The sequence below is a fragment of the Paenibacillus glycanilyticus genome (assembly GCF_023715145.1).
Taxonomy (GTDB): Bacteria; Bacillota; Bacilli; order Paenibacillales; family Paenibacillaceae; genus Pristimantibacillus; species Pristimantibacillus glycanilyticus_A.
On sequence record NZ_JAMBNP010000001.1, the window covers coordinates 226,289 to 252,121 of the forward strand.

29 protein-coding genes are annotated in these 25,833 nt (G+C 51.2%); 3 read left to right on the plus strand and 26 right to left on the minus strand.

Going from position 1 to position 25,833, the window contains the following annotated elements; translation table 11 throughout:
- Positions 1 to 11 precede the first annotated feature (11 nt).
- The 5 genes from M3194_RS01140 to rplS form a co-directional block, all read right to left on the minus strand.
- Entirely contained in the window at positions 12 to 503 is a 492-nt protein-coding gene (locus tag M3194_RS01140) for a DUF4269 domain-containing protein (protein WP_251652078.1), read from the minus strand.
- 104 nt (positions 504 to 607) lie between these two features.
- Positions 608 to 1,219: a ribonuclease HII gene (locus M3194_RS01145; protein ID WP_251651192.1), complete on the minus strand. Its 612-nt coding sequence runs from the start codon at positions 1,217 to 1,219 to the stop codon at positions 608 to 610.
- Positions 1,220 to 1,224: 5 nt separating this feature from the next.
- Positions 1,225 to 2,115, minus strand: coding sequence for a ribosome biogenesis GTPase YlqF (gene ylqF / locus M3194_RS01150; protein ID WP_251651193.1), 891 nt, complete (start codon positions 2,113 to 2,115; stop codon positions 1,225 to 1,227).
- Between the two features lie 20 nt (positions 2,116 to 2,135).
- A complete protein-coding gene (gene lepB, locus M3194_RS01155) occupies positions 2,136 to 2,813 on the minus strand; it encodes a signal peptidase I (protein WP_251651194.1) in 678 nt (225 codons plus the stop codon).
- Between the two features lie 109 nt (positions 2,814 to 2,922).
- Entirely contained in the window at positions 2,923 to 3,264 is a 342-nt protein-coding gene (gene rplS / locus M3194_RS01160; protein ID WP_167280775.1) for a 50S ribosomal protein L19, read from the minus strand.
- A 705-nt stretch (positions 3,265 to 3,969) separates the two neighbouring features.
- Here rplS and M3194_RS01165 point away from each other — a divergent pair.
- A complete protein-coding gene (locus M3194_RS01165) occupies positions 3,970 to 4,569 on the plus strand; it encodes a complement C1q domain-containing protein (RefSeq protein WP_251651195.1) in 600 nt (199 codons plus the stop codon).
- 77 nt (positions 4,570 to 4,646) lie between these two features.
- Here M3194_RS01165 and trmD read toward each other — a convergent pair whose 3' ends face one another.
- The 18 genes from trmD to M3194_RS01255 all read right to left on the minus strand — a co-directional run bounded on the left by trmD (position 4,647) and on the right by M3194_RS01255 (position 20,849).
- Positions 4,647 to 5,378, minus strand: coding sequence for a tRNA (guanosine(37)-N1)-methyltransferase TrmD (gene trmD, locus M3194_RS01170; RefSeq protein WP_251652080.1), 732 nt, complete (start codon positions 5,376 to 5,378; stop codon positions 4,647 to 4,649).
- Positions 5,379 to 5,380: 2 nt separating this feature from the next.
- Positions 5,381 to 5,899, minus strand: a complete 519-nt coding sequence (rimM, locus tag M3194_RS01175; protein ID WP_251651196.1) for a ribosome maturation factor RimM — start codon at positions 5,897 to 5,899, stop codon at positions 5,381 to 5,383.
- Between the two features lie 74 nt (positions 5,900 to 5,973).
- Positions 5,974 to 6,204, minus strand: coding sequence for a KH domain-containing protein (locus M3194_RS01180; protein ID WP_127499255.1), 231 nt, complete (start codon positions 6,202 to 6,204; stop codon positions 5,974 to 5,976).
- A 25-nt stretch (positions 6,205 to 6,229) separates the two neighbouring features.
- Positions 6,230 to 6,502, minus strand: coding sequence for a 30S ribosomal protein S16 (rpsP, locus tag M3194_RS01185; RefSeq protein ID WP_015845058.1), 273 nt, complete (start codon positions 6,500 to 6,502; stop codon positions 6,230 to 6,232).
- Between the two features lie 47 nt (positions 6,503 to 6,549).
- Entirely contained in the window at positions 6,550 to 7,938 is a 1,389-nt protein-coding gene (gene ffh, locus M3194_RS01190) for a signal recognition particle protein (protein ID WP_251651197.1), read from the minus strand.
- Positions 7,925 to 8,317 (minus strand): YlxM family DNA-binding protein, encoded by a 393-nt coding sequence (gene ylxM / locus M3194_RS01195; RefSeq protein WP_285889041.1) that lies wholly within the window; start codon positions 8,315 to 8,317, stop codon positions 7,925 to 7,927. The genes ffh and ylxM overlap by 14 nt, the downstream gene beginning before the upstream one ends.
- Before the next feature lie 117 nt (positions 8,318 to 8,434).
- The gene (gene ftsY / locus M3194_RS01200; protein ID WP_251651198.1) at positions 8,435 to 9,433 is read right to left on the minus strand and encodes a signal recognition particle-docking protein FtsY; all 999 of its coding nucleotides are present in this window, start codon (positions 9,431 to 9,433) and stop codon (positions 8,435 to 8,437) included.
- A 34-nt stretch (positions 9,434 to 9,467) separates the two neighbouring features.
- On the minus strand, positions 9,468 to 13,055 hold the full coding sequence (gene smc / locus M3194_RS01205) for a chromosome segregation protein SMC (RefSeq protein ID WP_251651199.1): 3,588 nt from the start codon (positions 13,053 to 13,055) through the stop codon (positions 9,468 to 9,470).
- A 142-nt stretch (positions 13,056 to 13,197) separates the two neighbouring features.
- Complete coding sequence (gene rnc / locus M3194_RS01210; RefSeq protein WP_251651200.1) at positions 13,198 to 13,893, minus strand: ribonuclease III; 696 nt, start codon at positions 13,891 to 13,893, stop codon at positions 13,198 to 13,200.
- Positions 13,883 to 15,124, minus strand: coding sequence for a beta-ketoacyl-ACP synthase II (gene fabF / locus M3194_RS01215; protein WP_251651201.1), 1,242 nt, complete (start codon positions 15,122 to 15,124; stop codon positions 13,883 to 13,885). Before fabF ends, rnc begins: the two co-directional genes overlap by 11 nt.
- A gap of 148 nt (positions 15,125 to 15,272) precedes the next feature.
- Positions 15,273 to 15,506 (minus strand): acyl carrier protein, encoded by a 234-nt coding sequence (locus M3194_RS01220; RefSeq protein ID WP_015845065.1) that lies wholly within the window; start codon positions 15,504 to 15,506, stop codon positions 15,273 to 15,275.
- Positions 15,507 to 15,600: 94 nt separating this feature from the next.
- Positions 15,601 to 16,350, minus strand: coding sequence for a 3-oxoacyl-[acyl-carrier-protein] reductase (fabG, locus tag M3194_RS01225; RefSeq protein ID WP_251651202.1), 750 nt, complete (start codon positions 16,348 to 16,350; stop codon positions 15,601 to 15,603).
- A 34-nt stretch (positions 16,351 to 16,384) separates the two neighbouring features.
- Positions 16,385 to 17,308, minus strand: a complete 924-nt coding sequence (fabD, locus tag M3194_RS01230) for an ACP S-malonyltransferase (RefSeq protein WP_251651203.1) — start codon at positions 17,306 to 17,308, stop codon at positions 16,385 to 16,387.
- A 14-nt stretch (positions 17,309 to 17,322) separates the two neighbouring features.
- Positions 17,323 to 18,309, minus strand: a complete 987-nt coding sequence (locus M3194_RS01235) for a beta-ketoacyl-ACP synthase III (RefSeq protein ID WP_251651204.1) — start codon at positions 18,307 to 18,309, stop codon at positions 17,323 to 17,325.
- Positions 18,309 to 19,301 (minus strand): phosphate acyltransferase PlsX, encoded by a 993-nt coding sequence (plsX, locus tag M3194_RS01240; RefSeq protein ID WP_251651205.1) that lies wholly within the window; start codon positions 19,299 to 19,301, stop codon positions 18,309 to 18,311. Before plsX ends, M3194_RS01235 begins: the two co-directional genes overlap by 1 nt.
- 62 nt (positions 19,302 to 19,363) lie before the next feature.
- Positions 19,364 to 19,936, minus strand: a complete 573-nt coding sequence (gene fapR, locus M3194_RS01245; protein WP_251651206.1) for a transcription factor FapR — start codon at positions 19,934 to 19,936, stop codon at positions 19,364 to 19,366.
- 177 nt (positions 19,937 to 20,113) lie between these two features.
- The gene (rpmF, locus tag M3194_RS01250; protein ID WP_015845071.1) at positions 20,114 to 20,287 is read right to left on the minus strand and encodes a 50S ribosomal protein L32; all 174 of its coding nucleotides are present in this window, start codon (positions 20,285 to 20,287) and stop codon (positions 20,114 to 20,116) included.
- Between the two features lie 37 nt (positions 20,288 to 20,324).
- Positions 20,325 to 20,849, minus strand: a complete 525-nt coding sequence (locus M3194_RS01255; protein WP_251651207.1) for a YceD family protein — start codon at positions 20,847 to 20,849, stop codon at positions 20,325 to 20,327.
- 161 nt (positions 20,850 to 21,010) lie between these two features.
- Between M3194_RS01255 and M3194_RS01260 the strand changes: the two genes are divergently transcribed.
- Entirely contained in the window at positions 21,011 to 22,258 is a 1,248-nt protein-coding gene (locus M3194_RS01260) for a nucleotidyltransferase (protein ID WP_251651208.1), read from the plus strand.
- A gap of 5 nt (positions 22,259 to 22,263) precedes the next feature.
- On the opposite strand, the gene M3194_RS01265 is transcribed toward M3194_RS01260, so the two are convergent.
- Positions 22,264 to 23,322, minus strand: a complete 1,059-nt coding sequence (locus tag M3194_RS01265) for a YlbL family protein (RefSeq protein ID WP_251651209.1) — start codon at positions 23,320 to 23,322, stop codon at positions 22,264 to 22,266.
- A gap of 137 nt (positions 23,323 to 23,459) precedes the next feature.
- On the opposite strand from M3194_RS01265, the gene M3194_RS01270 reads away from it, so the two are divergent.
- Positions 23,460 to 24,692, plus strand: coding sequence for a nucleoside recognition domain-containing protein (locus M3194_RS01270; RefSeq protein WP_251651210.1), 1,233 nt, complete (start codon positions 23,460 to 23,462; stop codon positions 24,690 to 24,692).
- Here M3194_RS01270 and coaD read toward each other — a convergent pair whose 3' ends face one another.
- Both coaD and rsmD read right to left on the minus strand, forming a co-directional pair.
- Complete coding sequence (gene coaD, locus M3194_RS01275; RefSeq protein ID WP_251651211.1) at positions 24,693 to 25,205, minus strand: pantetheine-phosphate adenylyltransferase; 513 nt, start codon at positions 25,203 to 25,205, stop codon at positions 24,693 to 24,695. It abuts the gene before it with no gap.
- Positions 25,192 to 25,782 carry a 16S rRNA (guanine(966)-N(2))-methyltransferase RsmD gene (gene rsmD / locus M3194_RS01280; RefSeq protein ID WP_251651212.1) on the minus strand — a complete coding sequence of 197 codons (591 nt, stop codon included), beginning with the start codon at positions 25,780 to 25,782 and terminating at the stop codon, positions 25,192 to 25,194. Before rsmD ends, coaD begins: the two co-directional genes overlap by 14 nt.
- Positions 25,783 to 25,833: the final 51 nt, after the last annotated feature.

Here is a 25,833-nt window from a genome sequence, read left to right on the forward strand (position 1 = left end):
CATTGAAGCGCTTATTTAAATAACCCCATCACCTTGCCCAAATCCATTAACGCCACATAGGGATTGCCTGTCAATCCGAGCAGCTGCGCAAACGCAGGCTCCGTCTTGATACCTTCCGACTTTAACTTGATGACCTGTTCCCTTAGGCTCGGATCGCGCTTCATCAGTTCTTCTTCCACAATCATGTGACAGTAAGCGTACTGCTCTTTAACGGGAACGGGCTGACCAAACAGCTCAAATTCGAATCCTTCATAACGGAAGTTCGCTTTATATACCGGCCTGTCTCTAATTTGTTTCTCCTTCCAACGGAAGTCCTCACAATGGCTATATAACGCAACAATACGCTCCTTAAATATTTCCGCGTCATGCACTTCCATCACAATGTCCAAATCCGAGCCTTCCACATCGATAGCGATAGGTATCGTACCGCACAATACGGGTGTATATTCCGCCAAGTCCTGCATAATGCCAAGCTTTTCAATAGCTTCGTGAGCTAGCATCATCTTATCCCTGTTTCCCACCAATCCCCGCACCTTTCACGAAAAAAAGACAGCGTATCGCTCAATAGCAAGCAAATACGCTGTCTTTTTACACAATAATAAGGAATTTAAAATAGCTGTTGCTGTTCTACAAAAATTTTACCGAGGAAGGACTTGCGGTGAAGCGGACTAGCTCCGTATTCAAGCAGCCGCTCCCGGTGCAGCTTAGTCGCATAGCCTTTATGTATCGCAATGCCGTACTCCGGATATAAATGCTCCCACTCGTTCTCGCATAACCGATCGCGGGTTACTTTGGCGATAATCGAAGCGGCGGCAATCGACTGGCTTGTCGCATCGCCTTTAATAATCGCAAGCTGCGGCTTTGGCAGATCCACCTTTTCCGCATCAACCAGCAAATAATCCGGCTCCGTCTGCAGCGACTCCAGCGCGATCTTCATCGCAAGCCTTGCCGCTTGCTTGATGTTGATCCTGTCGATGGTCTCCGCATCAACGCGTGCCGCCGCCCACGCGACACTTTGATCTATGATAATGTCATAGAGTTCATTCCGTTTTTTCTCCGACAGCTTCTTGGAGTCATTAACTCCCTCAAGCATTAGATGAGGAGGCAAAATAACCGCTGCAGCGACTACATCGCCGAACAAACAGCCCCTGCCAACCTCATCTACGCCGGCAATAGCGGAATAGCCCTCGTCCCATAATCTTTGTTCGTATTCCAGCACGTTCGTTATTCCCCCGGTCTTCCTGCTGCCGCCGGAAACGGCGCTTCAAGGGTAATACGACCAAGCTTCCCTGCGCGAAGCTCCCGCAAAATAATGCCGGACGCTTTCTCGAGGTCAACCTGCCCGCCGCTCACCAGACAGCCTCTGCGACGACCGATGTCTTCCATGATCCGGACAATTTCATCCGAATCAGTTGGATCCGTCGGCGGCTTGTCCAGCTCGAAGCGTTCTTTCAATGCCGGCCAGTATCGATCTGCAAGCTCGCGAACCGCAAAGAAGGCAATGTCCTCCACGTTCAAGATCTGCTCTCTGATAGCTCCAGTCATTGCAAGGCGGAACCCAACGAGCTCGTCTTCGAATTTCGGCCACAAGATGCCCGGCGTATCAAGCAAATCCATGTCAAAGTTGGTTTTAATCCACTGCTGCCCTTTGGTTACCCCCGGACGATCGCCTGTAATCGCGATATTCCGTCCAGCCAGCCGGTTGATAAGGGTTGACTTGCCGACGTTCGGAATACCAACAATTAATCCGCGAATGGCGCGTGGATTGATTCCTTTCGACAGCTGGCGGTCGATCTTTTCCTGCAAAAGCTCCTTCGCTTTAAGCGGGATATCTCCAACGCGCGTTCCAGTCGACGAATCGACAGCAACTGTCTCATGACCTTCGTATTTGAAATATTCGATCCACTGCTCCGTTACCTTTGGATCGGCCAAATCCGATTTATTTAATACAATCAGCCGCGGCTTGCCGCCTAATATCTCATCAACCATAGGGTTACGGCTGGAAAGCGGAACACGCGCATCCAATAGCTCAATGGCAATATCGATTAGTTTAAGCTTCTCCTGAATTTGCCGTTTCGCCCGGGTCATATGACCGGGAAACCATTGAATGGTCATTTCCTCACCTCATTGCAACATTACCAGTGCACTTTGTAGTGCTTAATGATGCTGATTTTATTTAATGGCCAGAACATAGCGTCCGCCCGGCCGATAATTTCTTTTTCAGACACGAAGCCGATATCACGGCTGTCTTGGCTGTTGCCGCGATGGTCGCCCATGGCAAAAATTTTACCGTCAGGCACTACGGATTCCGAAACGCTCGCGTTCGGGAAGTCTGGACCCGTGTTATAAAGCTCTCCGTTTGCGTGAGCGGATTCGATGGCTTCCTTAATATAAGGCTCATCCACCTTTTGATCATTGATAAAGACATCGTCTCCGACAACTTTAATCGTATCGCCAGGTACGCCGATGACCCGTTTAATGAAGTCTCTGCCTTGATCCGGTACATGGAAGACTACGACCTCTCCATGATGCGGTTCGCGCATTTTGAATATTAGCTTATTTACGATAAGACGTTCGCCCGTATAGAAGTTAGGTTCCATTGACGGTCCTTCGACAATAAAAGGCGAGAACAAAAATGTACGGATAACAAACACGAGAATGACGGCAATGGCGAGCGCTTTAATCCAGTCTACAATTTCCTTGTAAGCACGTCCGCCCTTTTTTGCGTCAGCGGGTCCTGATGTATTCAGTACAGATCCATCGATTGCTTCCGATTGTTGATTCGAATCTTCATTATGTTGTTGTGAATTCACCAGTACGCCTTCTTTCCATTCTTTCTATAGTGTCCCTATTCGTACATAGCAAGTCATACAAAATAACGAAAAGGAGCTTGTTTGAGCAAGCCCCTCTTGTCGTTTGATCTTAACGAATTTCTTTAATTCTTGCAGCTTTACCGCGCAGTTCGCGAAGGTAGTACAGTTTCGCGCGACGTACTTTACCACGACGAGCCACTTCGATTTTCTCGAGTTTAGGCGAATGCAGCGGGAAAGTTCTTTCCACGCCAACACCGTAAGAAATTTTGCGAACCGTAAACGTTTCGCTAATTCCGCCGCCGCGACGTTTAATTACAACGCCTTCGAAAAGCTGAATCCGCTCACGCGAGCCCTCGATAACTTTAACGTGTACTTTCAACGTGTCACCTGGACGAAAGTTAGGAAGATCTTGACGAAGCTGTTCTTGCGCAATCGTTTGTAAAAGATTCATCTTAGTTTCACTCCTTCCACCATAGACGTTCTTAATAGCTCTTTCTGCTCCATCAGAACAGCGTCATCACTATTAGCGGACCGCCCGATTAATACGAACAACATTTGAAATTTTACCACAGTGTACAACTTTTTTCAACCTATATTATTCGCAAACCCAATTTCCCTAGCATTAATATTTCCAGAAACATTATTCATTAAACTCCACCGTATTGCAAATAACGCAAAAGCCCCTGGAATGCCCTTATTTCCTGGCGCCAATGATCTAGCGTCTCTACGAATTCAACTCTTCCAAGTATAAAAACAGATTAAAATGAAGCGATGCTATATGCCTATTAAAAGAGTTGTTAATTTCAAGGTTAAAAAACCGCACAAATTGCAAGAAATGGAGCAGCACCAAGTGGGAGCTTGTCCAAACTGTTTTGTCAAACAGAGTTCCCCAGGCCATTTATGCTCAAGAAGAATTCGACTTAGAGAATGAGTACAACCCCCGCTACATCCACCTTTACCCCAAAACAAAATGATGTTTATAGTTTCACGGCATCCGTAAGGGCTTCCTGGTCCGTTATCGGGCTTGCATACCGCCCATTTCATAGATTTCCCCGCTATCGCCGTTTCTATCAAATGGATTCCGCAGTATATTAATGTATTGCTAGATTCGAGGATTAGCAATCATCGAAATTTAACAGAATGGAGGTAATGAACAATGCCAATGAAAAAACAAGCAGCAAAAATCAAAGCTGCTGCCAAAGGCAGTGTCAAAGCCAAGAAAGTTGTAAGTGCGTCGGGATATGGATTAGGATCCAGCAAAAAGAAATCCGGATACGGCTGCAAACCGGCAAAGAGTGTTTGCAAACCTGCCAAATCTGTCGCTATAAAAAGCAGCAAAAAAGCAAAACGCAAATCGGCTTTTCGCGCATTGTCAAACCAAACCCAACCGATCACAGCCAATACGTTCACACAAGTTGAATTTGGTCAAGAACAATTTGACTTAGGGAGAGAGTATAACCCTGCCACTTCAACCTTTCGCGCGAAACTAAGCGGGGTCTATACCTTTGTTACAAGTGTCTTATTCAACACCACTCCAACTGCTGGTACCTCAGTCATCCTCTTCATTATGGTTAATGATAGGATAGCAGCAGTTAAAACTGGGAATTTCACTTCCGGTGGCTTTGTAGATATAACTACTATCGTAAAACTGCGGAGCGGCGACGATGTAGAGGTTAGAATCTTATCCGAACAGCCTGGCGAAATAATTGAAGGAACAGCACGTTTTGAAGGTGTTCTTAACCGCGTTACCAAGTAACTGGAGGAGCATTTAAAAAAGAACCGCCTTTTCCGCCTGATCGGCTGGATGACGGTTCTTATTTATGGGGTTTAATTCTACTCTTGCGAAGCCAGCCATTTGCGCTCCTTATCCGTCAGTTTAGCTTTCTCGAGCAGGTCAGGACGGCGTTTCAATGTCCTTAACAGCGATTGCTCGCGCCGCCATGCATCTATCTTCGCATGGTTGCCTGATATGAGCACCTCTGGCACTTGCCAGTCTCTGAATACAGCAGGACGAGTGTAATGCGGGTATTCCAGCAGGCCTGTGCTGTATGAATCCGTCACAGCCGACGACTCATTCCCAAGGACCCCAGGGAGCAGCCGGACAACGCTGTCTATGACCGTCATAGCGGGAATTTCGCCGCCAGTTAATACATAATCGCCGATTGACAGCTCATCGGTCACCAAGTACTCGCGGATGCGCTCATCATAGCCCTCATAATGGCCGCAGATCAACACAAGATGCTCTTCCTTCGCCAGCTCCTCCGCTTTCTTCTGAGTGAAGGATTCGCCCTGCGGACACATCAGAATGACGCGGGGACGCGCTTCGCTTTCCTTCTTTGCCATCAGATCCTCTACAGCAGCAAAAACAGGCTCTGCCTTCAGCACCATGCCGCCGCCGCCGCCGTAAGGGTAATCGTCAACGGTGTTATGCTTATTATTGGAATAATCGCGGAAATTAATCGCTTCAAGCGATACAATCCCTTTATCCTTTGCTTTACCCAAAATGCTCGCGCCAAATACGCCGTCGAACATTTCCGGGAAGAGCGTGAGCACATCAATACGCATCATCAGATCAGTCCTTCCAATAACCGTACCGTAACCGTTTTGTTTGTTACATCGACTTTCAACAAGACATCGTCGATGACTGGCAGAAGCAGCTGCTTCTTTTTAGGCTGCTCTACAACCCAGACATCATTCGCTCCGGGACGCAAAATTTCAGAGATGGTTCCAAGCTCTTCGCCCTCATCGGTTACAACCTTGCAGCCAATGATCTCATGATAGTAATATTCGCCTTCATCAAGCTGATCCAGATCCGCTTCGTTGATCTTGAATACCCAGCCCTTATATTTCTCCACTTCATTGATATCGTTAAAGCCCTTCAGCTTCAGGACAAACATGCCTTTTTGCTCCCGCGAGCTGGTTACCTCCACCTCAAGCTTCTCTCCGCTTTCCGTGTTATGAAGCGACAGCCTGCTTCCGGGCGCAAATCGGGTATCGGCAAAATCCGTCTGCGGCAATACTTTTACTTCCCCGCGCAAACCATGCGTATTAACCAGCTTGCCAACGTTAAACCACTTATTGCTCATTGTATGTACCTGCCTAATCTATATTTGTACGAAAAAGGGCTAGGATATTTATCCTAACCCTGCATCGTATATTATTACGATATGATGTCTACGATAACGCGCTTCTGAGATTTGATGGCCGCGGAAGTAACGACGGCACGAATGGCTTTCGCAATTCGTCCCTGCTTGCCGATTACCTTGCCGATATCATCGGCATGGACCGACAGCTCGTACACCGTACCGCGATCATCTTCTCTCTCATTGACGCGCACGTCCTCTGGATGATCCACTAATGCCTTTGCGATGACAAGAATCAATTCTTTCATTTCAAGGCCCTCCGCTGTTCAACAGTTATTTCTGTTGCTTAAGCTCATGGAACTTTTTCAGGACACCTGCTTTGGAAAGCAAGTCGCGAACGGTATCAGATGCTTGAGCACCTGTTTGCAGCCATTTCAATGCTTTCTCTTCGTCAATCGTTACTTGAGCCGGTTGTGCAACCGGGTTGTAAGTACCGATTTCTTCGATAAAGCGACCGTCACGTGGGGAACGGGAGTTAGAAACGACAACGCGGTAGAATGGAGCCTTGTGAGCACCCATACGTTTCAGACGAATACGTACTGCCATGGAAATTCACCTCCTTCGGTTAATCAAACTGTTGAATCATTTATCGGTCAGAACGGGAACTTCATCCCTTTTCCGCCTTTGCCAAGCATGCCTTTTAAACCTTTCATTCCGCCCTTTGGACCTTTTGGACCCATCATGGACGAGAATTGCTTCATCATCTTGCGCATGTCTTCAAACTGCTTGATGAGACGGTTTACTTCTGTAATCGACGTGCCGCTGCCAGCAGCTACGCGCTTGCGGCGACTGTGATTAAGAAGCTCTGGCTTTTGCTTCTCTGCTTTAGTCATGGAGCGGACAATCGCTTCTACGCGATTGATCTGCTTCTCGTCAACCTTCAGATCCTTCATGTTGCCCTTCATCTTGTTCATGCCGGGCAGCATATCCATTAGCTGATCCAGAGGACCAAGATTACGGATTTGAGCCATCTGCTCAAGGAAATCATCGAAGGTAAATTCAGCAGTCCGCATTTTGCGTTCCATCTCTGCCGCTTTGTCGGCATCAATGTTCGCTTGAGCTTTCTCGATCAGGGAAAGCATATCCCCCATCCCGAGAATCCGGGAAGCCATCCGGTCCGGATGGAATGGCTCGAGCGCATCAATCTTCTCGCCCATTGCGGCGAACTTGATTGGTTTGCCCGTTACCGCTTTGACGGACAACGCCGCACCGCCGCGGGTATCGCCGTCAAGCTTCGTCAGCACGACGCCGGTGAGCTCAAGCTGCTCGTGGAAGCTTTGCGCAACATTGACGGCATCCTGACCTGTCATCGCGTCAACGACGAGCAGTACTTCATCCGGATGAACATGCTGATGGATTTGCTTAAGCTCTTCCATGAGCGTCTCATCGATATGCAGCCTGCCCGCGGTATCGAAGATAACATAATCATTGTGATTTTCTTTCGCATGAGCAAGACCCGCTTTTGCAATCTCCACAGGCGATGTTTGGTCGCCAAGGGAGAATACAGGAGCATTGATCTGCTCACCGAGTACTTGCAGCTGTTTGATCGCGGCAGGACGGTAAATGTCACACGCAACGAGCAGCGGTTTATGATTGCCTTTCTGCAGCAACTTGGCCAGCTTGCCTGTTGTGGTGGTCTTACCGGCACCTTGCAGACCAACCATCATAATGACCGTCGGAGGCTTGTTCGCTTTCGCAAGCTTGCTTTGCGTGCCCCCCATCAATTCCGTTAACTCTTTGTTAACGATGTCGATGACGACCATGCCAGGCGTAAAGCTCTTGGAAACATCAAGACCAAGCGCCTTCTCTTTTACTTTAGCGATAAAATCTTTGACGACTTTAAAGTTAACGTCGGCTTCCAGCAACGCAAGGCGCACTTCGCGCATTGCCTCGTTCAAATCCTCTTCCGTCACTTTACCTTTGCCTCTCAGCTTGCTGAACACGTTTTGCAGTCGGTTCGTTAAGCTCTCAAATGCCGCCATGATTCGTCACCTCCGTCATTTCCGTCTTTGTCAATTGTTCGATATCTTCAAGAAGTTTTTGCTTGAACGAGCTGTCAATCGGAAGATCGGCAATCTTGCGTTCCAGCTCTGCGGCCAGCCTCTGCATCGCATCATGCTTTGACAAGAGATTAAGCTTGGCTTCATAGCCTTCCAGCACCTGCTCCGCACGCTTCACATGCTCGTATACCGCCTGCCGGCTAATGCCGGATTCGGCAGCGATCTCGCCAAGCGAGTAATCATCATGGAAATAATATTTTAAGAAAGTCCGCTGTTTCTCAGTCAGAAGCGGCTCGTAGAAATCAAATAATAAGTTAATTCGTGTTGTCTTGGCAAGGGCATCCGGTTCATGAATAGTCATCCGTTCCAAGCCCCCTTCAATATCATCCGTCAAGGAAAAAGCCTTGACAGTGTCACAACGTCTCTTATCTTACACGATCGCGGATGGCACTGTCAAGCTTTTGTCCTTGTCACTTATTTAATTTGATTCGGACTGCTCTTCTTCACGCTGTATCAGCCCGGCAAACAAGGCATGCACGAACTGCTCGGAGTCGAATTCCTGCAGATCGGTCATCTTCTCGCCAAGACCAACTAGCTTCACCGGAAGATTCAGCTCATTGCGGATAGCAATAACAATCCCGCCCTTAGCCGTACCGTCAAGCTTCGTAAGCACAAGTCCAGTAACGCCGCTCTTCTCGCCGAACAGCTTGGCTTGGCTTAGCGCGTTTTGCCCTGTTGTGGCATCAAGCACGAGCAGCACCTCATGCGGAGCGTCCGGAATTTCGCGCTGAATTACGCGGAAAATCTTGTTCAGCTCTTCCATCAGGTTCGTTTTGTTCTGCAGACGTCCTGCCGTATCGCACAGCAGCACATCAACGCCACGCTGCTTCGCCGCTTGGACCGCATCGAACATAACGGCAGCCGGATCGGAACCCGATTGCTGCTTGATTACGTCAACGCCAACGCGCTGGCCCCATACTTCCAGCTGCTCGATAGCTGCGGCACGGAACGTATCGCCGGCCGCAAGAAGCACGCTTTTGCCTTCGCTTTTGAATTTATGGGCGAGCTTGCCGATTGTTGTTGTCTTGCCGACGCCGTTGACGCCAACAAACAAAATAACGGTAATCCCGCTTTTAGCCATTTGGAGCCCGGGGTTTTGCTCCCCTTTGAGCAGCCCGATCAGCTTCTCCGACAGGATAGGCTGAAGATCGGCTGCCTGCTCGATCTTCCGTTTCTTCACTTCGGCGCGAAGCTCATCAATCAGCGTCATAACCGTATTGACGCCAACATCGGCACCGATGAGAATTTCCTCAAGCTCCTCGTAGAACTCTTCGTCGATCTTTTTACGGCGGGTGATCAGCTCTTCCACCTTCTCGACAAGCGCAACGCGCGTCTTGGTCAAGCCTTCTTTAAAAATCGTGGTTACCGCTTCTGTCTTCGAAGCGATGCTTTCCTTCAGCTTTTTGAAAAAACTCATCCGGTTCAAATCCTCCATCCTATTGGGCAACTGCTTATGCGGATTCCTGCTCTTCCGCATCTTCTTCCAGGCGCACAGATACCAGCTTCGATACGCCGCCTTCTTCCATCGTCACGCCGTAGAGGACATCGGCTTCCTCCATGGTCCCTTTGCGATGCGTTACGACGATAAACTGAGTAAGCTCGGAGAATTCGCGCAAATACTGGGCAAAACGGGCAACGTTCGCTTCATCCAGCGCGGCTTCTACTTCGTCAAGCACGCAGAATGGCACCGGCTTCACCTGCAGAATCGCGAACAATAACGCGATTGCCGTAAGCGCCCGCTCCCCGCCTGATAAGAGCTGCAGATTTTGCAGCTTCTTGCCCGGAGGCTGCGCGACAATATCGATGCCCGTATCCAGCACCCGGTCCGGCTCCACCATGACCAGATCGGCACGGCCGCCGCCAAACAGCTTCGCAAATACCACTACGAAGTGGCTGCGGATCTGTTCGAACGTCGTTCTGAATCGCTTCGACATCTCTTCATCCATCTCGCGAATAACCTGATACAAGGTAGTCTTGGCTTCTACAAGGTCATCCTTCTGCTCGGTCAAGAATTCGAAACGCTCCCGTACGCGCTCATACTCTTCAATAGCGCCAAGGTTCACGTCGCCAAGCGCCGTGATTTGGCGCTTGATATCGCGAACGGCATTTTGCGTGCCAACGATATCTTCCGGCACCGGATACTGCTCCTTAGCCAGCTCGAAGCTCAGTTCATACTCTTCGCTTAGCTTGCGAAGCAGGTTGTCCAGCTCAACATCGAGACGGTTCGCCGCAATCTCGGTCTGCCGCATCTGCTCTTCCACTTGGCGAAGCTGTGCACGCTGCTCCTTCGTATCGCTCTCGCCCTGCTCCAGCTCTTTGACGCGGTCGGCGCGGGCCGAACGCTTCAAGTCTGTCTGCTCTGCGCATTCCTGCTTCTTCAATCGCAGATGATTCAACTGCTCGATCTGAGCGACGGTTTCTTCGCTATGGCGCTCCAATTCAGCGTCCTGCTGATTCAACAGCGTGCGGTAGCTCCCGAGCTCCTGCTTGGCCCGTTGAATGTCGGCTCGGACACGGGCCGCCTGATCCTCGAAGGATTGCTTCTCCTGATCCGTCTTCGCAACGGAGATTTTCAAATCCGTCAGTTGAACCTGCAGCTCTTCCTTCGCCGTTTCGCTTGCTTTGCGGCGCTCTTCGGCAAGCCTGATCGCTTCCTGAAGCCTAGCTTCATCCGCTGTCAGCTGTTCCAGGCGAACTTCGGCTTCAGCTGCCATTACTTGCATGGACTGCTGCTCCGCCGTATGGCTGCTGCGGTCTGCGGTAAACAGCTGCTCTTGCTCGCTGAGATGCTTCGCTTCGTTGTTCAATTGCTGAAGCTCGGCACGAACCTGCTGCTCGTCAATTCGGTACTGCTCGGCCTGCGAGCGAAGCTCCTCCATGTTTTGGGAGAGAATGGACTGCTCTTTGCGAAGATCGCTTAACTTATCGCGCAGCTGAGCGATGGTCTTCTCGCCTTCCGCAATCTCCTGATCCAGCGCTTCAATCTGGCGCTGGCGGCCAAGAAGGCTTGCCCCTTTCTTCTGAAGGCTGCCGCCCGTCATCGAGCCGCCGGCATTTACGACATCACCTTCAAGCGTTACAACTCGGTAGCGATATTGGCATTTGGATGCAATACGGTTGGCTTGCTCGAGAGTTTCAGCCAGAAGCACGTTGCCGAGCAAATTATTGATAATCGCCTGATAACGCGGTTCGCAAGACACAAGCTCCGCCGCAACGCCAACAAAGCCGTCAACAGATTCCGCCATCCGCTTATCGTGCTCTGGCACCTGACGGCCCCGAATGACATCAAGCGGCAGGAATGTCGCCCGTCCAAGCTGACGCTGCTTCAGGAAGGTAATCGCGCTTCGTGCCGATTTCTCGTCTTCCATGACGATATGCTGCAAGGCGCCGCCTAATGCAGTCTCCACGGCAGTCTCGATTCGCTCCGGCACCCGAACGAGCTCGGCAACGGCACCATGCACACCGCTAATACCGCCGGAACCGGACGAACGCCGCGAAGATTTAAGCACTTCACGCACACCATGCATAAAGCCATCCAGCGCATCCTGCATTTCCTTCATCGTATCGCGTCTTGACGTTTGAGCATCCAGCTTCTGCTCCCACTTGCGAAGTGCGGATGTCGCATCCTCGGCCATTTGGCCAAGCTCTTTTGCCTTTTCAGCTTGATCTATATATTTAGTCCGTGCTTTGCTGATGGAGTCGAGCGTCGCCTCAAGCTGTTTCTCAAGCTCGTTCTTTCGGGCGTTCAGCTTACGCTGCTGCTCCGACCATTTGGCTTCCTCGTCGCTGAGGCGCTCCATTCTGCGCTGTACCGCTTCCTGCTGCTGGGCAGCGTAACGAATTTCGTTGCGCAGCTGAGCCATCGTGCTAAGCACATCAAGAAGCTCGCCCTTCAGCATTTCTTCGGCATCGGCCGCGGTGCCGCCGGTAACGCCAATCAGATTATCCTCTTCCACGGCCAGCTTGCTCTTCAGTTCAGCCAGCTGCAATTCCAGCACAGCTGCGCGGTTGCGGAATTCCGCTTCTTCGCTCGTTAAAGCTGCAATCCGCTCATCCTGAGAGGCAATTGTTTCTTCCAGCTGTCTTTTATTCTGCTCGAGGTTTTTCTTCCGTTCCTTCAGAACTTCCCCGAAGCCTTCGCATTTCTCGTACTCTTCGCTGTATTGGAGCATGCCCTCATGAAGCTGGTCAAGTGCTTCCTCCAGCTCGCGAAGGGCCTGGCGGTCCTTCTCCAGATGGGCATCATGCTTGCTTACGACGGTTGACAGCTCCAGCTGTTCGCGTTTGAGGCGTTCAAGCTTGGCATTGGCTTCCGACCATGAGCCGTACACATTTTCTATGTTATGTACGTACATCGAAATCTCTTGCGTCTTCAGCTGTTCTCTTAATTGCTTAAAGTGGATCGCTTTCTCCGATTGGATTCGAAGAGGCTCTACCTGATCTTCCAGCTCCGACACAAGATCGTGAATCCGCAGCAAGTTGTTCTCCGTATCCTCCAGCTTGCGCTGTGCCTCGCGTTTACGCGATTTATATTTCACAATTCCGGATGCTTCTTCGAATATCCCCCGGCGATCTTCCGAACGGGTACTTAAAATTTCCTCGATGCGGCCTTGTCCGATAATGGAGTAGGCTTCTTTACCGATACCCGTATCCATGAACAGCTCGGTAATATCCTTCAACCGGCAAGACTGCTTGTTAATCATATATTCACTATCGCCGCTCCGATGAACCCGGCGGGTAACTGTCACTTCATTATATTCGAGCGGCAGTGCCCCATCGCCGTTATCAAGCGTCAGCGATACTTCACCATAGTTAACTGCCTTGCGCGCATCACTTCCGGCAAATATGATATCTTCCATTTTGCCGCCGCGAAGACTTTTTGCGCTTTGTTCGCCCAGCACCCAGCGGATGCCGTCCGAAATATTGCTTTTACCGCTGCCGTTGGGACCAACAACAGCCGTAATGCCGGTGACAAATTCCATTTCTGTCTTGTCGGCAAATGATTTAAATCCCGATAATTCTATCCGTTTCAGGAACATAACCTGGCTTTCACCTCATCGCCTATTGTAACACAACTTGACTGGGCTCGTTAATCCTTTTCCCCCTCGCGCTTCATTCCGGAGCAATAAAAAAAGCCCGCCGCAGATCCCTTAACTCGAATCCGTTGGCAGGCTTATTTCATTATTCCGTCAGAGATTGCCAGGCAACTGCCGCAGCTCGCTGCTCCGCTTCCTTCTTCGTTCTGCCGCTTCCGTTCCCGTACGGAAGATCACCGATACATACCTCGACGACAAACTCGCGGTCATGGGCAGGCCCACGTTCTTCCATAATCCGATACTCTACCGCACCAAGTCCTTTATGCTGAGCACGCTCCTGCAGCTTGGACTTGAAGTCTTTCACCAGCAGGCCGTAGTCATTAGACTCAATGTACGGGAACATATGCGTTTCAAGAAAAGCTCTTGTCCGCTCTATGCCCGCATCAAGGAATATCGCTCCAACAAAAGCCTCGAACAAATCGGCAAGCAGCGCAGGACGCTGTCTTCCTCCGAGCTGCTCTTCGCCTCTGCCAAGCTGAATATGAGCGCCAAGCTCCAGCCGCTCCGCAAACTGCGCAAGTGATGGTTCACAAACGACGGATGCACGCATACGGGTCAGCTCACCTTCCGGACGGTTAGGATACGCCGTGAACAAATATTCCGATACAAGCAGCTGCAGGACAGCATCGCCCAAAAACTCCAGGCGTTCATTATGCTCGATCGTCCCATGCTTATGTTCATTCACATAGGAAGTATGCGTAAAAGCCTGCTTCAGCAGCTTGAGCTGTTTGAAGCGAAGCTGCAGACGTGTCTGCAGCTCGTTGATGGAATCACGCTTCATAGACTTTCATCACGATCGTCGCATTATGACCGCCAAAGCCGAACGAATTGGACAGCGCCGTTCTCACTTCCGCTTTACGTGGCGTATTCGGCACGTAATCCAGGTCAAGCTCAGGATCTTGATTCTCCAGGTTTATGGTTGGAGCAATAATGCCGTTCTGCAGCGTAAGTCCCAGAATAACGGCCTCAACGCCGCCGGCAGCGCCAAGCAGATGGCCTGTCATCGATTTGGTCGAGCTTACAGCTAGCTTATAGGCATGATCGCCAAATGCTTTCTTGATTGCGCTGGTTTCGGATCGGTCTCCTACCGGCGTGGAAGTACCATGGGCATTGATATAATCAATCGCCTCCGGTTCGATTCCCGCATCGCGCAAAGCTTTCGACATGCAGCGAGCTGCTCCGTCCGGATCCGGCTCTGTCATATGGTGAGCGTCACCGCTCATGCCATAACCGATAACCTCCGCATAGATACGCGCTCCACGCTTCTGGGCATGCTCGAGGGATTCAATCACAAGCACGCCTGCGCCTTCACCCATTACGAATCCGTCACGGTCGATGTCAAACGGACGGCTTGCTTTCTCCGGCTCGTCATTGCGGACGGACATCGCACGCATCGAGCAGAAGCCTGCAAGACCCGTTGGGCGGATAGTCGCTTCAGCGCCGCCGCAGATCATTACATCCGCATCGCCGCGCTGGATCATTTTGAATGAATCGCCGATCGAGTGAGTACCCGTTGCACAAGCGGTAACCGCCGCGCTGTTAGGACCTTTCGCACCTGTCAGCATCGAGATTTGTCCGGAAGCCATATTCGCGATCATCATTGGAATGAAGAACGGGCTTACGCGCTTAGGACCTTTCTCGAGGAGAATGTTATGCTGGTCTTCCCATGTTCCGAGACCGCCGATTCCGGATCCTACGATAACGCCGATGCGCTCAGGATCCACATTGGAACCGATCTCAAGAGCAGCGTCTTTAACCGCGCTCAAGCTGGCTACAGATGCAAATTGTACAAAGCGGTCCATGCGACGCGCTTCTTTTCTATCCAGACCATAATCTTCAGGATTAAAGTTTTTTACTTCAGCGGCGATTTGAGTCGGATATTCGGATACATCAAACGCTTCGATATGCGATACGCCTGATTTCCCTTCCAACAAATTACCCCAAAATTGTTCCACATCTGAGCCGAGCGAGGTAATAACCCCCATGCCGGTAACAACAACTCTTTGTTTCACTGTAAGATTCACCTCAACGGACTGCATTTTAGATGTCTACATCACATCTTCTATATAAAAAGGCATACAAGCTCATTCATAATATCATGATGATTCCTTGCCTAGATGGAGAGAAGTCCCGTCTATTACAACGGGACCCTTCTTTTCCTTACGTATGAGATTGTATGTAATTGACTACTTCTCCCACCGTGGTGATCGTCTCTGCATCTTCATCAGAGATCTCCAGGTCAAACTCATCTTCCAATTCCATGACCAACTCAACGACATCAAGAGAGTCAGCGCCGAGGTCATCTTTGAAGGAAGCTTCCAGCGTGACTTCCGCTTCGTCTACGCCAAGTCTGTCGACGACGATACGTTTTACACGTTCTACTACTTCGGACATCCGATTCACCTCCTCCTAGGGTATTATACGAGAATTCAAGACAAATTGCCATACGTAACCGGTGCATTTCCGGTCATTGCGGCGTAATGCTATCTTACATGTACATGCCGCCGTCAATATGGACGGTTTGGCCTGTCATATAAGAGGCAGCATCGGATGCGAGGAAGCGCACTGCTGATGCAATGTCTTCCGCGGCACCTAGACGGGCAAGAGGAATTTGCGAAGAGAGCGATTCCTTCATTTCGGAAGAAAGCTTGTCCGTCATATCTGTCTGAATAAAGCCCGGTGCAATGCAGTTAACGGTAATGCCGCGGGATGCAAGCTCACGCGCACTAGACTTCGTGAGGCCAATAACGCCTGCCTTCGCTGCAACATAATTCGCCTGACCCGGATTTCCGAGCACGCCAACTACCGAAGAGATGTTAATAATGCGTCCGGAGCGCTGCTTCATCATAGGCCGCGTAACCGCTTTGATCCCGTTAAAGACGCCCTTCAAGTTCGTCTCAATAACTTGGTCAAATTCATCTTCTTTCATACGCATAATTAAATTATCTCTTGTAATCCCGGCGTTATTCACCAAAATATCAATTGAGCCAAATTGATCAACAACTTCTTTGACCATTGCCTCAAATTCGTCGGTTTTGCCGACGTTGGCTTTTAAAATAATAGCACGGCGTCCAAACGCTTCAACAGCCTGAGCCGTCTCCGCGGCGGCAGCTTCGCTGCCCGAGTAGTTGATCGCTACATCTGCGCCAGCTTCCGCGAGCGCAACAGCAATGGCACGGCCAATACCGCGGGATGCACCTGTTACAAGCGCTTTTTTACCTTCAAGACTAGCAAACATGGTCTACCTCCTCCAAGTTTTGCATGAACCGTAATTACAGTGTTTCGATAGCAGACATGCTGTTAATCGAAATGACGCGCAGATTTTTGTCAATCTTCTTGATCAAGCCGGCAAGCACCGTACCCGAACCGATCTCGACAAAGGTATCTACGCCTTGCTCAACTAAATAACGAACGCTGTCTTCCCAGAGAACCGGCGAATAGACCTGCTCTACCAGGAGATTGCGGATCGATGCCGCTTCCGTAACCGGGGCAGCCGTTACGTTCGCTACAACTGGAACCGCAGCATCGCTCATCGCTACTTCCGCAAGAACGCCGGACAGCTTCTCAGCCGCTGGCTTCATCAGGGAAGAGTGGAACGGGCCGCTTACTTCGAGCGGAATAACGCGCTTGGCGCCTGCTTCCTCTTTGCCGCGCTCCACAACCGCCTGAACTCCTGCGGCAGAACCGGAAACGACGATTTGACCCGGACAGTTAACATTCGCCAGCTCTACCGTATTTCCTTCTTCTGAGATCTTCGCGCAAAGCTCGGCCAATACGCCGCGCTCTGCGCCAAGAACAGCAGCCATTGCGCCTTGTCCGCCGGGAACGGCTTGTTCCATGAACTCGCCGCGCGCGCGGACAGTACGTACGGCATCCGCAAAGCTTAGCACGTCTGCGGCTACAAGCGCACTATATTCGCCCAAGCTGTGGCCAGCCACGTAATCTGCTTTAAGGCCCCGGCCTTCAAGCGCCTTGAGCAGAGCCACACTAACTGTCAGCAGAGCAGGCTGCGTGTTGGCCGTCTGCTTCAGCAGTTCGTCCGGACCGTTAAAAATAATGTCGCTCAGCTTGAAGCCCAGCGCTTCGTCCGCCTGTTCAAATACTGCACGGGAGCCTTCAAATGCTTCGAACGCATCCTTACCCATGCCAACGGCTTGTGCACCTTGGCCTGGAAATACAAATGCTGTTTTGCTCAAATTAATTCCCTCCGTTACCAGATCAATACGGAAGCGCCCCAGGTAAGGCCTCCTCCGAAGCCTACAAATACGAGGCAGTCCCCTTCACTCACGCGGCCTTGCTCTACAGCTTCAGCCAGTGCAACCGGTATGGATGCAGCCGACATGTTGCCGTATTTGTCCAGATTAACCATACACTTGTCTTCCGGAAGATCCAGACGGTTAAGCGCGGATTGAATAATGCGGACATTAGCCTGATGCGGCACGAGAAGATCGATATCCTCTTTGCTCATGCCTGCTTTGCGAAGAGCTTCTTCAGCGGCTCCGCCCATAATGCGGACAGCGAATTTGAATACATCATTGCCCGCCATATGAATATAATGCTGTTTTGCCGAAACCGTCTCAGCCGATGAAGGCAGGCGCGAGCCGCCGCCGCTAACTCTGAGCAAATCTCCGCCGCCGCCGTCAGCGCCAAGCTCGAATGATTTGAAGCCGCGGCCTTCCGGCACCTGACCCAGAATAACGGCGCCGGCACCGTCGCCAAACAAAATGCAGGTGTTGCGGTCCGTATAATCCGTAATGCGGGAGAGAGTTTCTGCCCCAACAACGAGGACGTGTTTGTACATGCCGGTAGCAATCATATTCGATGCCGTAGCAAGTCCGTAAATAAATCCGGAGCAAGCTGCGGAGAGATCAAATGCCGCTGCTTTCTTCGCGCCAAGCTTCTCCTGCAGGAGACATGCCGTAGACGGGAAGAACATATCCGGCGTAATGGTCGACACGATAATGAGGTCGATATCTTCAACCGTAATGCCAGCTGCTTCAATGGCCTTCAAAGAGGCCTCGTAAGCCAGATCGGATGTAGCCTGCTCCGCTGCCGCCATACGGCGCTCGCGAATACCCGTACGGGTTACGATCCACTCATCATTGGTCTCCACCATTTGTTCAAGTTCTTGATTGGATAAAATCCGGTCGGGAACGTATTTGCCCGAACCAATAATGCCAACAGGATGTAAATTCATTATGACCTCCCGCCTATTTCTGCCGCTATCGACTCTGTAAGCTGAGCGTTAATGGCAAGCTGGGCCTGCCGGATCGCATTCTTGACAGCCAGAGCGTCCGAAGAACCGTGACATTTCATCACCAGTCCGTTCAAACCAAGCAGCGGAGCGCTACCATGCTCCTTATAATCCATTTTTTTCTTCAAAGCGCGAAGCTTTGGCATCATTACGGCTGCCGCCAGCTTCGTCAGAAGAGTCTCGCCAAAAGCATCTTTTAGGAATGTCATCAGCGAACCCGCCGTTCCCTCCATAGCCTTAAGCATAATATTCCCCGCAAAGCCGTCACAAATAAGGATGTCGCAGCTGCGGCTCAGCAAGTCGCGCGCTTCAACGTTGCCAATAAAGTTAATCGGAGCCTGCTCCAGCAGATCATAAGCCGCTTTAGTCAGCTCGTTGCCTTTACGTTCTTCCGTGCCCACATTCAGCAGGCCTACGCGAGGGTTGTCAAAGCCATGCACCTTTGCACGGTAAATACTGCCCATAATCGCGTATTGCAGCAGATGCTCCGGCTTGGCGTCCATATTTGCCCCGAGATCAAGCGCAAGTACTCCAACATCATCCATGGTTGGAAGCATCGGCGCAAGAGCAGGACGTTCAATACCGTCAAGTCTGCCAACAACGAGAAGCCCGGTCGTCATTAATGCACCGGTATTGCCGGCTGAGATCATCGCATCGGCGCGTTTTTCCCGCACTAGCTGACCGGCAACGACCATGGAAGATCCCTTTTTCCGACGAACCGCTTTGACCGGTTCTTCATCCGGACCGATCACCTCATCCGTATGGCATAACGTCATGTTGGCCGGTTTTTGTCCTTTGAGCAGCGGCTCAATTGCCGCCGTATCGCCAACAAGAACCAATTCGATATCCGGCCACTCCGCCGCAGCTTCCAGCACACCCTGCACAATCAGGCCTGGTGCGTGGTCGCCTCCCATCGCATCTATGGCGATCCGCATGTCTTTTTCCTCCCAAAAGCTCCGCCTTCATAACTGCAGGCCAAGCCTAAACTCATAAAAGCTTATGCCTCGCTCTCACCTTCACCAGCCGATCGGTAAATGACGAAGTTCCCTTGGAACACCATCTCTTCCCCTACATAGGTAAAGAGCTCCACCTTAGACTTGTGGCGCTCGCCGGATATCGAACGTACATAAGCTTTAGCAATGCACTTCTCGCCCAGCTTTACCGGTCTGATAAAGCGGATATCCGCTGTGACCGTCAAGGCGATTTTATCATCAATAACAGCAACCGCCAGCGAGTTTGCTTGGGCAAACACATGATGGCCCCGGGCAATTCCCGTGCGAGAGAAAACATGCTCTTCACGAATTTCGAATATCGAGATCCCGCTTTTGTCCAGCTGCAGATCTACAATGTCACCTATGACTTCATGCAGCGGCAGGGACTGAACGGAATCATAAGAACGCTCAGCCATCAGCTTCATCCGCTCGCGCAGCTCGGGAATACCCAGTTCCATACGGTCAAGCCTTATCGTTTGTATGCTGACTTTCAAATGTCGGGTTAGCTCTCGATCCGTCATAAACGGGTTTTCATCAATCAATTGAGCGAGCATCTGATGCCGCTGTCTCTTGGGCATTCTTTCGATCTTCGGCACCACCTTAACAGTATTGTGACCCTAGTCTGATTTTACTCGGATGATGGCTGATATTATAACCTGGTACTAATTAAGTATATAAAAAAAAGCTTATGGAGGCAACGGACACAAAAAATAGCACCTCATCGCAATGAAGTGCTATTGTGGGAAACCCCGAGATTATTGGGAGATAATCTCTTTCGTTTTGTAATATCCGCACACTTTACATACGTGGTGGCCAAGTTTCAGCTCTCCACATTGCTCGCATTTTACCATACCTGGTACCGCCAATTTAAAATGCGTACGACGTTTGTCGCGGCGAGTTTTGGATGTTCTTCTTTGAGGTACTGCCATGTTTCCCACCTCCTTCACAGAATCAATCGGTCATTCTTTATTGTTCGTCTTTGAATAAATCCTTGAGCACTGCCATACGAGGATCAATTCTCTCGGTAGAGCAGCCGCATTTTTGTTCATTTAAGTTCTGTCCGCAATTCTGGCACAGCCCTTTACAATCCTTACTGCATAACGGAGCAAACGGCATGAACAGCTGAAGCACTTCTTCCACATAAGGCTTCAAATCCAGCCTGTCCCCTGTTACCGCAATAACATCGTCATTCTCGTCTTCTTCCGTTTCGTCTTCGTCCTTGTCGGACGCAGGCTTGAACTGGTCGAAGACAGGAATCTTCGTATGAAGCTTCACCGGATCAAGACAACGTGAGCAAGCGAGCTCCCAATCAATGGTCAATTCGCCTTCGACCGTAATCGAACCCTCATTGCCTGTTACCTGTAACGACACATGAAGTGGACCCGTATTGATGACATCGGATCTGTCCTTGAATAAGTCGGTCACATCCAGATTCTCATCAATCTTTGCCTTAATGCCTTTGGACATCGTTTCTTGTACATGAAACTGCATGAGATCACCCCAAACAAACAAAAATTATTATATCTATTATTGAGCGGTTTTGTCAACATTTTCACGCTCTTTTTCATCATTAAGCCTGTTATTTCGTGAATAAATAGTCGGCCCTGTGCTATGATGGAACATATATCCATCTGAAGCAAGGAGATGTAAAGGTGCGAACGGTAGGACTAATTGTTGAGTATAACCCATTTCACAACGGTCATCAATATCATTTGCAGGAATCGGTCAAAATAGCAAACGCCGACGCAGTCGTAGCCGTCATGAGCGGACATTTTCTGCAGCGCGGAGAACCGGCCGTCATGGATAAGTGGGCACGGACGGAAGCGGCGCTGAGAGGCGGCTGCGATCTGGTCCTCGAGCTGCCAACCGCTTATGCCACGCAAGCGGCAGAATGGTTTGCCTACGGAGCCGTATCCCTTCTCGAGGCAACGGGCGTCGTAGATGCCTTCTGCTTCGGTACGGAGAGCGGTGAGATCGATGCGCTGCAGGAAGCAGCCAGGCTGATCGCGCATGAGCCGCCCGAATTCCAGGTTATGCTCCGCGAGGCGCTGGATGGCGGAGTCAGCTACCCAAGTGCTTACAGCACTGCTATAGCGGCCTACCTGACGGCTGCCGGACGACATGAAGCTGCGAGCTTCCCGTTCGCTCAGCCGAACCATACGCTTGGCCTTCATTATTTAATTGCGCTCGAGCGCATCAAGGGAAGAATGCGGCCTTACACCATTCGCCGCGAGAAATCGGAATACGGGCAGACGACGGTGACCGACAGCGCCATAGCAAGCGCTACCGCGATCCGACGGCTCCTTCTGGAAGGCGGAGAGCTTGAAGCAAGCAGACCGCTGGTGCCTGCCTCAACGTTTGACGTCATGCAGCGGGAATGGGCATCGGGAAGAAGCCCTGTAAGCTGGGCGAACTTTGCGCACCCGCTCTTGCACGCTGCCGTGACCCATACACCCGATCAGCTTGCCGGTTACCGCGAAATGATGGAAGGACTGGAGTACAGACTGCTTCAGTCCCTGCCCAAGCTAGTCAATACAGGGTTCGAGACGCTGCTCGATGAGTTAAAGACCAAACGGTATACCAGAACCAAGCTTCAGCGTGCTCTTCTATCTATACTGCTCCATCACAAGAAAGAAGATTTCACGCCGGAGAAGCTGGCCGCAGGCGTCCAGTACATCCGCGTGCTTGGCTTCACAGCCAAGGGTCAGGAGCTTCTTCGGAGGATGAAGAAGGAAGCTAAGCTGCCCGTCCTGCTAAGCGCGGCAAGATCCCCCGTTGACTCCCGTTATCTTGAGCTTGATACTCAAGCTTCGGCGGTCTACATGCTGGCTCAGCCGGGACATGCCTCGGCGTCTTCCATGTTCCGGGATTTCACGGATCGGCCGATCATTATTGAGTAAGCCGATTACTTATTGTTGACTATGGCGCTAATGGCGTAAATAGCGTCCTGCAGCGAGTGTACCGAAATAACCCTCATGCTGCTGCCAAGGGATTTCACCTTGGCAGCAGCTTCCTCGTAATTATCTTCCGGAGCAAGAAACAACTGCGCCCCCGCGAGATCAGCGGCTGCAACTTTGTAATTAATGCCGCCGATTGCTCCAACATTTCCATACTCGTTGATCGTTCCGGTTCCAGCGATGCGGAGCCCCCGGGTCAAATCCTCATCCAGTACAAAATTCAGTGATTGTAGCGTAAACATGAGTCCGGCTGACGGACCGCCTACTTCCCCGGCATTAATTTCGATCCGGTCTCGAAGGTCCTTGGCCAGTACGACTTGCAATTCTCCTAAAGAGATTTCATCCTTTACCGGAGAAGTTAAGGCCGTTGTGATGTTGCCTTCTATGAGCTTGTAAGGAACAGCTGCATCAAGCGTCTTACCGCTTCTGTTTATGGTAAGACGTACAGAATCCCCATCCTTTTTCCCGCTTAAGGCAGATGTTAATTGTCGAATATCGTTAACAGAGTGGCCATCTGCCTTGATAACGCGGTCTCCTATCTGAACGTCCTTTGAAGCTCCGTTAATATCACTAATATATAGTTCATCCTCTTTGGAGTAGGCAATTCCCGCATAGCGATAGGCGGCCTCGATAGCGGTATTCTGCGAAGCCACCATTTCGAGCTTCATGCGCTTCAAATAATTTTGCTCCGACTTCCCCTGCAAGACCGAATCTTTGCTGTACACGTCAAAATCCTTCTGCCAGGCAGTCTGAATAACTTGCCAATACTTCGCATCGGTCAGCTTAACGGTCGTGACGAGAAATGCCCCTTCCTCCCCCTTCTCGGCCAAACGAGACACCTTTGTCTGTTCCGAGCCATGTTGGACAAGCGGCGCTGTCTCGAATGTCAGACCCGGTTCGTAGATAACGAGCGGGGTTGGCGCATACACAATAATCCACAGCATTATGGCGATCAGTATAATCCCTGCCGCTTGTCTCTTCCTGCCGCTAAGTCGAAACTTGCTCATCGTAATCCCCTTCCTGAGGGCTCTGGTGGTCTATCATGGTCATGCCGAGCGTACAATGGAACAGACCCTGGTTTGTCCGAACCCGTCATCCCATTCGTTAAATCGTTAATCCTAATCCTACTGGAGTTGATTCATATATGGCACGAACAATCCTATACGCCGCACTCTCGATTCTGATGGTCACTGCAATCATCCGCCAGCCGGACGAGTCTTTCCAAGCCTCGCTTCAAGGACTGACCATCTGGTGGAATATCGTCTTTCCCGGCCTCTTGCCTTTTCTGGTCTTGTTCGAGCTGATAGCCGCCTTCGGACTCATTCACGGTATCGGGGTTCTGCTGCGGCCGGTTATGCGCGCCTTGTTCAAGCTGCCCGGAGAAGCTGCGCTGCCGCTGTTATTCGGATGGTTGTCCGGACATCAGGCAGGAGCCGAAGCAACGGCCGCCTTGCGCCGCGACGGACTTGTATCCAAACGCGAAGGGCAGAGACTGCTGGCATTGTCCCATATGCCGAACCCGCTCTTTATGCTGGTCGTTATCGGCGCGGGCTTTCTTCACCGTCCGGAGCTTGGCCTGTTCATCGCTTCTATTGTATGGCTCTCTGCCTTATGTACCGCGGGTTGGATTACGCTGTTTGGCAGACGCAAGCCATTATCGCACGCGATCGTCCGCACTGCCGCAGCCCATCCCGCGGGCAGGCTGCTTGATCGTGTAGCCGACGCAATTACAGCAAGCCGCGACCGGGATGGCCGCAGCTTCGGCAAAGTGCTGGGCGACGCCGTATCCTCCGGCGTACAGAAGCTGCTTGTCGTTGGCGGCTTTATGATCTTTGCGGCTGTTATAGCCCGGCTTGCCTTGCCCCTCATACAGAGCGTTCTGCCAAGCGGAGCCGCGGAACTTCTCCTGCCAGCCCTTCTCGAGAGCCACATCGGTTCGTATGCCGCGGCCGTATGGCAAGGACCGGGCATCAGCGCGGCAATAAGCGCCGCAGCCGTTGCCGCTATTCTTGCCTGGAGCGGCTTAAGCTCCCTATTGCAAGCCGGTTATGCCATAAGCGGCACCGACCTGAAGCTGCTGCCGCTGATCGGAGTCCGGCTGCTTCACGCGCTGCACGCCGCCGCATTCGCTCTGCTGCTATGGAAGCCGGCGCAGGCTGTTATCACTTTGCTGCCAAGCCGGTTAACCGGCGCGACAGCCGCTATGCTGCAGGATGGCGCAGACTGGCAGCGCCCTAGCAACGCATACGAGGCCGTCACCGCACTTGGCCTCCCGTCACTTTGGCCTTATACGCTGACGGCCGCGGCCGTGCTTGCTATTTTGTTTATTTTGATGCGGTTAGTTACGCATCGAACGCCCGGCCTAAGAAATCGCTAGTCAGTTGTTCGACTGCTTGGCTTTATATTTCTCCACCAGCCGATGCTCGATAGGAGCTGGCACCAGCTCGTTAACCGGGCCGCCGAACATCGCGATTTCTTTCACGATGCTGGAGCTGAGATAGGAAAATTTCGGATTGGTCATCATAAAGATCGTCTCGATCTCGTGATCCAGCAATTGATTCGTCGAAGCAAGCGTCAGCTCGTATTCGAAGTCCGTTACCGAACGGATGCCCCGGACAATGACGCTGGCTTTGCGGGATTTCATGAACCGGACGAGCAGATCACGGAAGCTGTCGATCGATACATTCGGAAGATCGCCGGTTATCTCCCGCAGCATCTCCTTGCGCTCATCCAAGGAAAACAGCGGACTTTTGCTCGTATTGTTCAGCACGGCGACAATCACATGATCGAACTGCTTGGCCGAACGGCGAATAATGTCAAGATGCCCTAATGTCGGCGGATCAAAGCTCCCGGGATATACCGCTACACGTCCGTTCTCATTCATCTGCATCTCTAGTTCCTCCATCTGGGCTGCCAGGCGAATAGCGGTAAAGAGTTACGGCCGTATCGCCATATTTTTGTTTTCTCAGCAATATAAAATGCTCCATCTGATCCGGATACTCATGGCCGGCATCATGCTCAACCACAATGGTCGCGCCTTCCTCCAGAAGCGACCGCTGCGCCATATCCGCCATAAGCTCATCCATATGGGTCAAGCGGTAAGGCGGGTCCAGGAATACAAGCGAAAAAGCGACTCCCCGCTTCTCCAGCAGCTTGAGCGCCCGCTCCGCGTCATTGCGGTAGATTTCCGCATGCCGCCCCATTCCCGCCGCTTCCGTATTTAATTTAATGATATCAATGCTTATTTTTTCTCGGTCGATAAAGATCGTCCGCTCGATGCCTCTGCTCCAAGCTTCAATACCGAGCCCGCCGGTGCCAGCGAATAAATCGAGTGCAAGACCACCGTCGAAAAACGGTCCAATCATGCTGAATATCGCTTCCTTCACCTTATCGGTCGTCGGACGCGTATTCATCCCTGGAACCGCCTTCAGCGTGCGGCCTTTTGCCGCTCCCGCAATGACTCTCACTGCTTATTGCTCCCTTCGTCTACTGTCGATGCCTATAGTACCACACTTTCC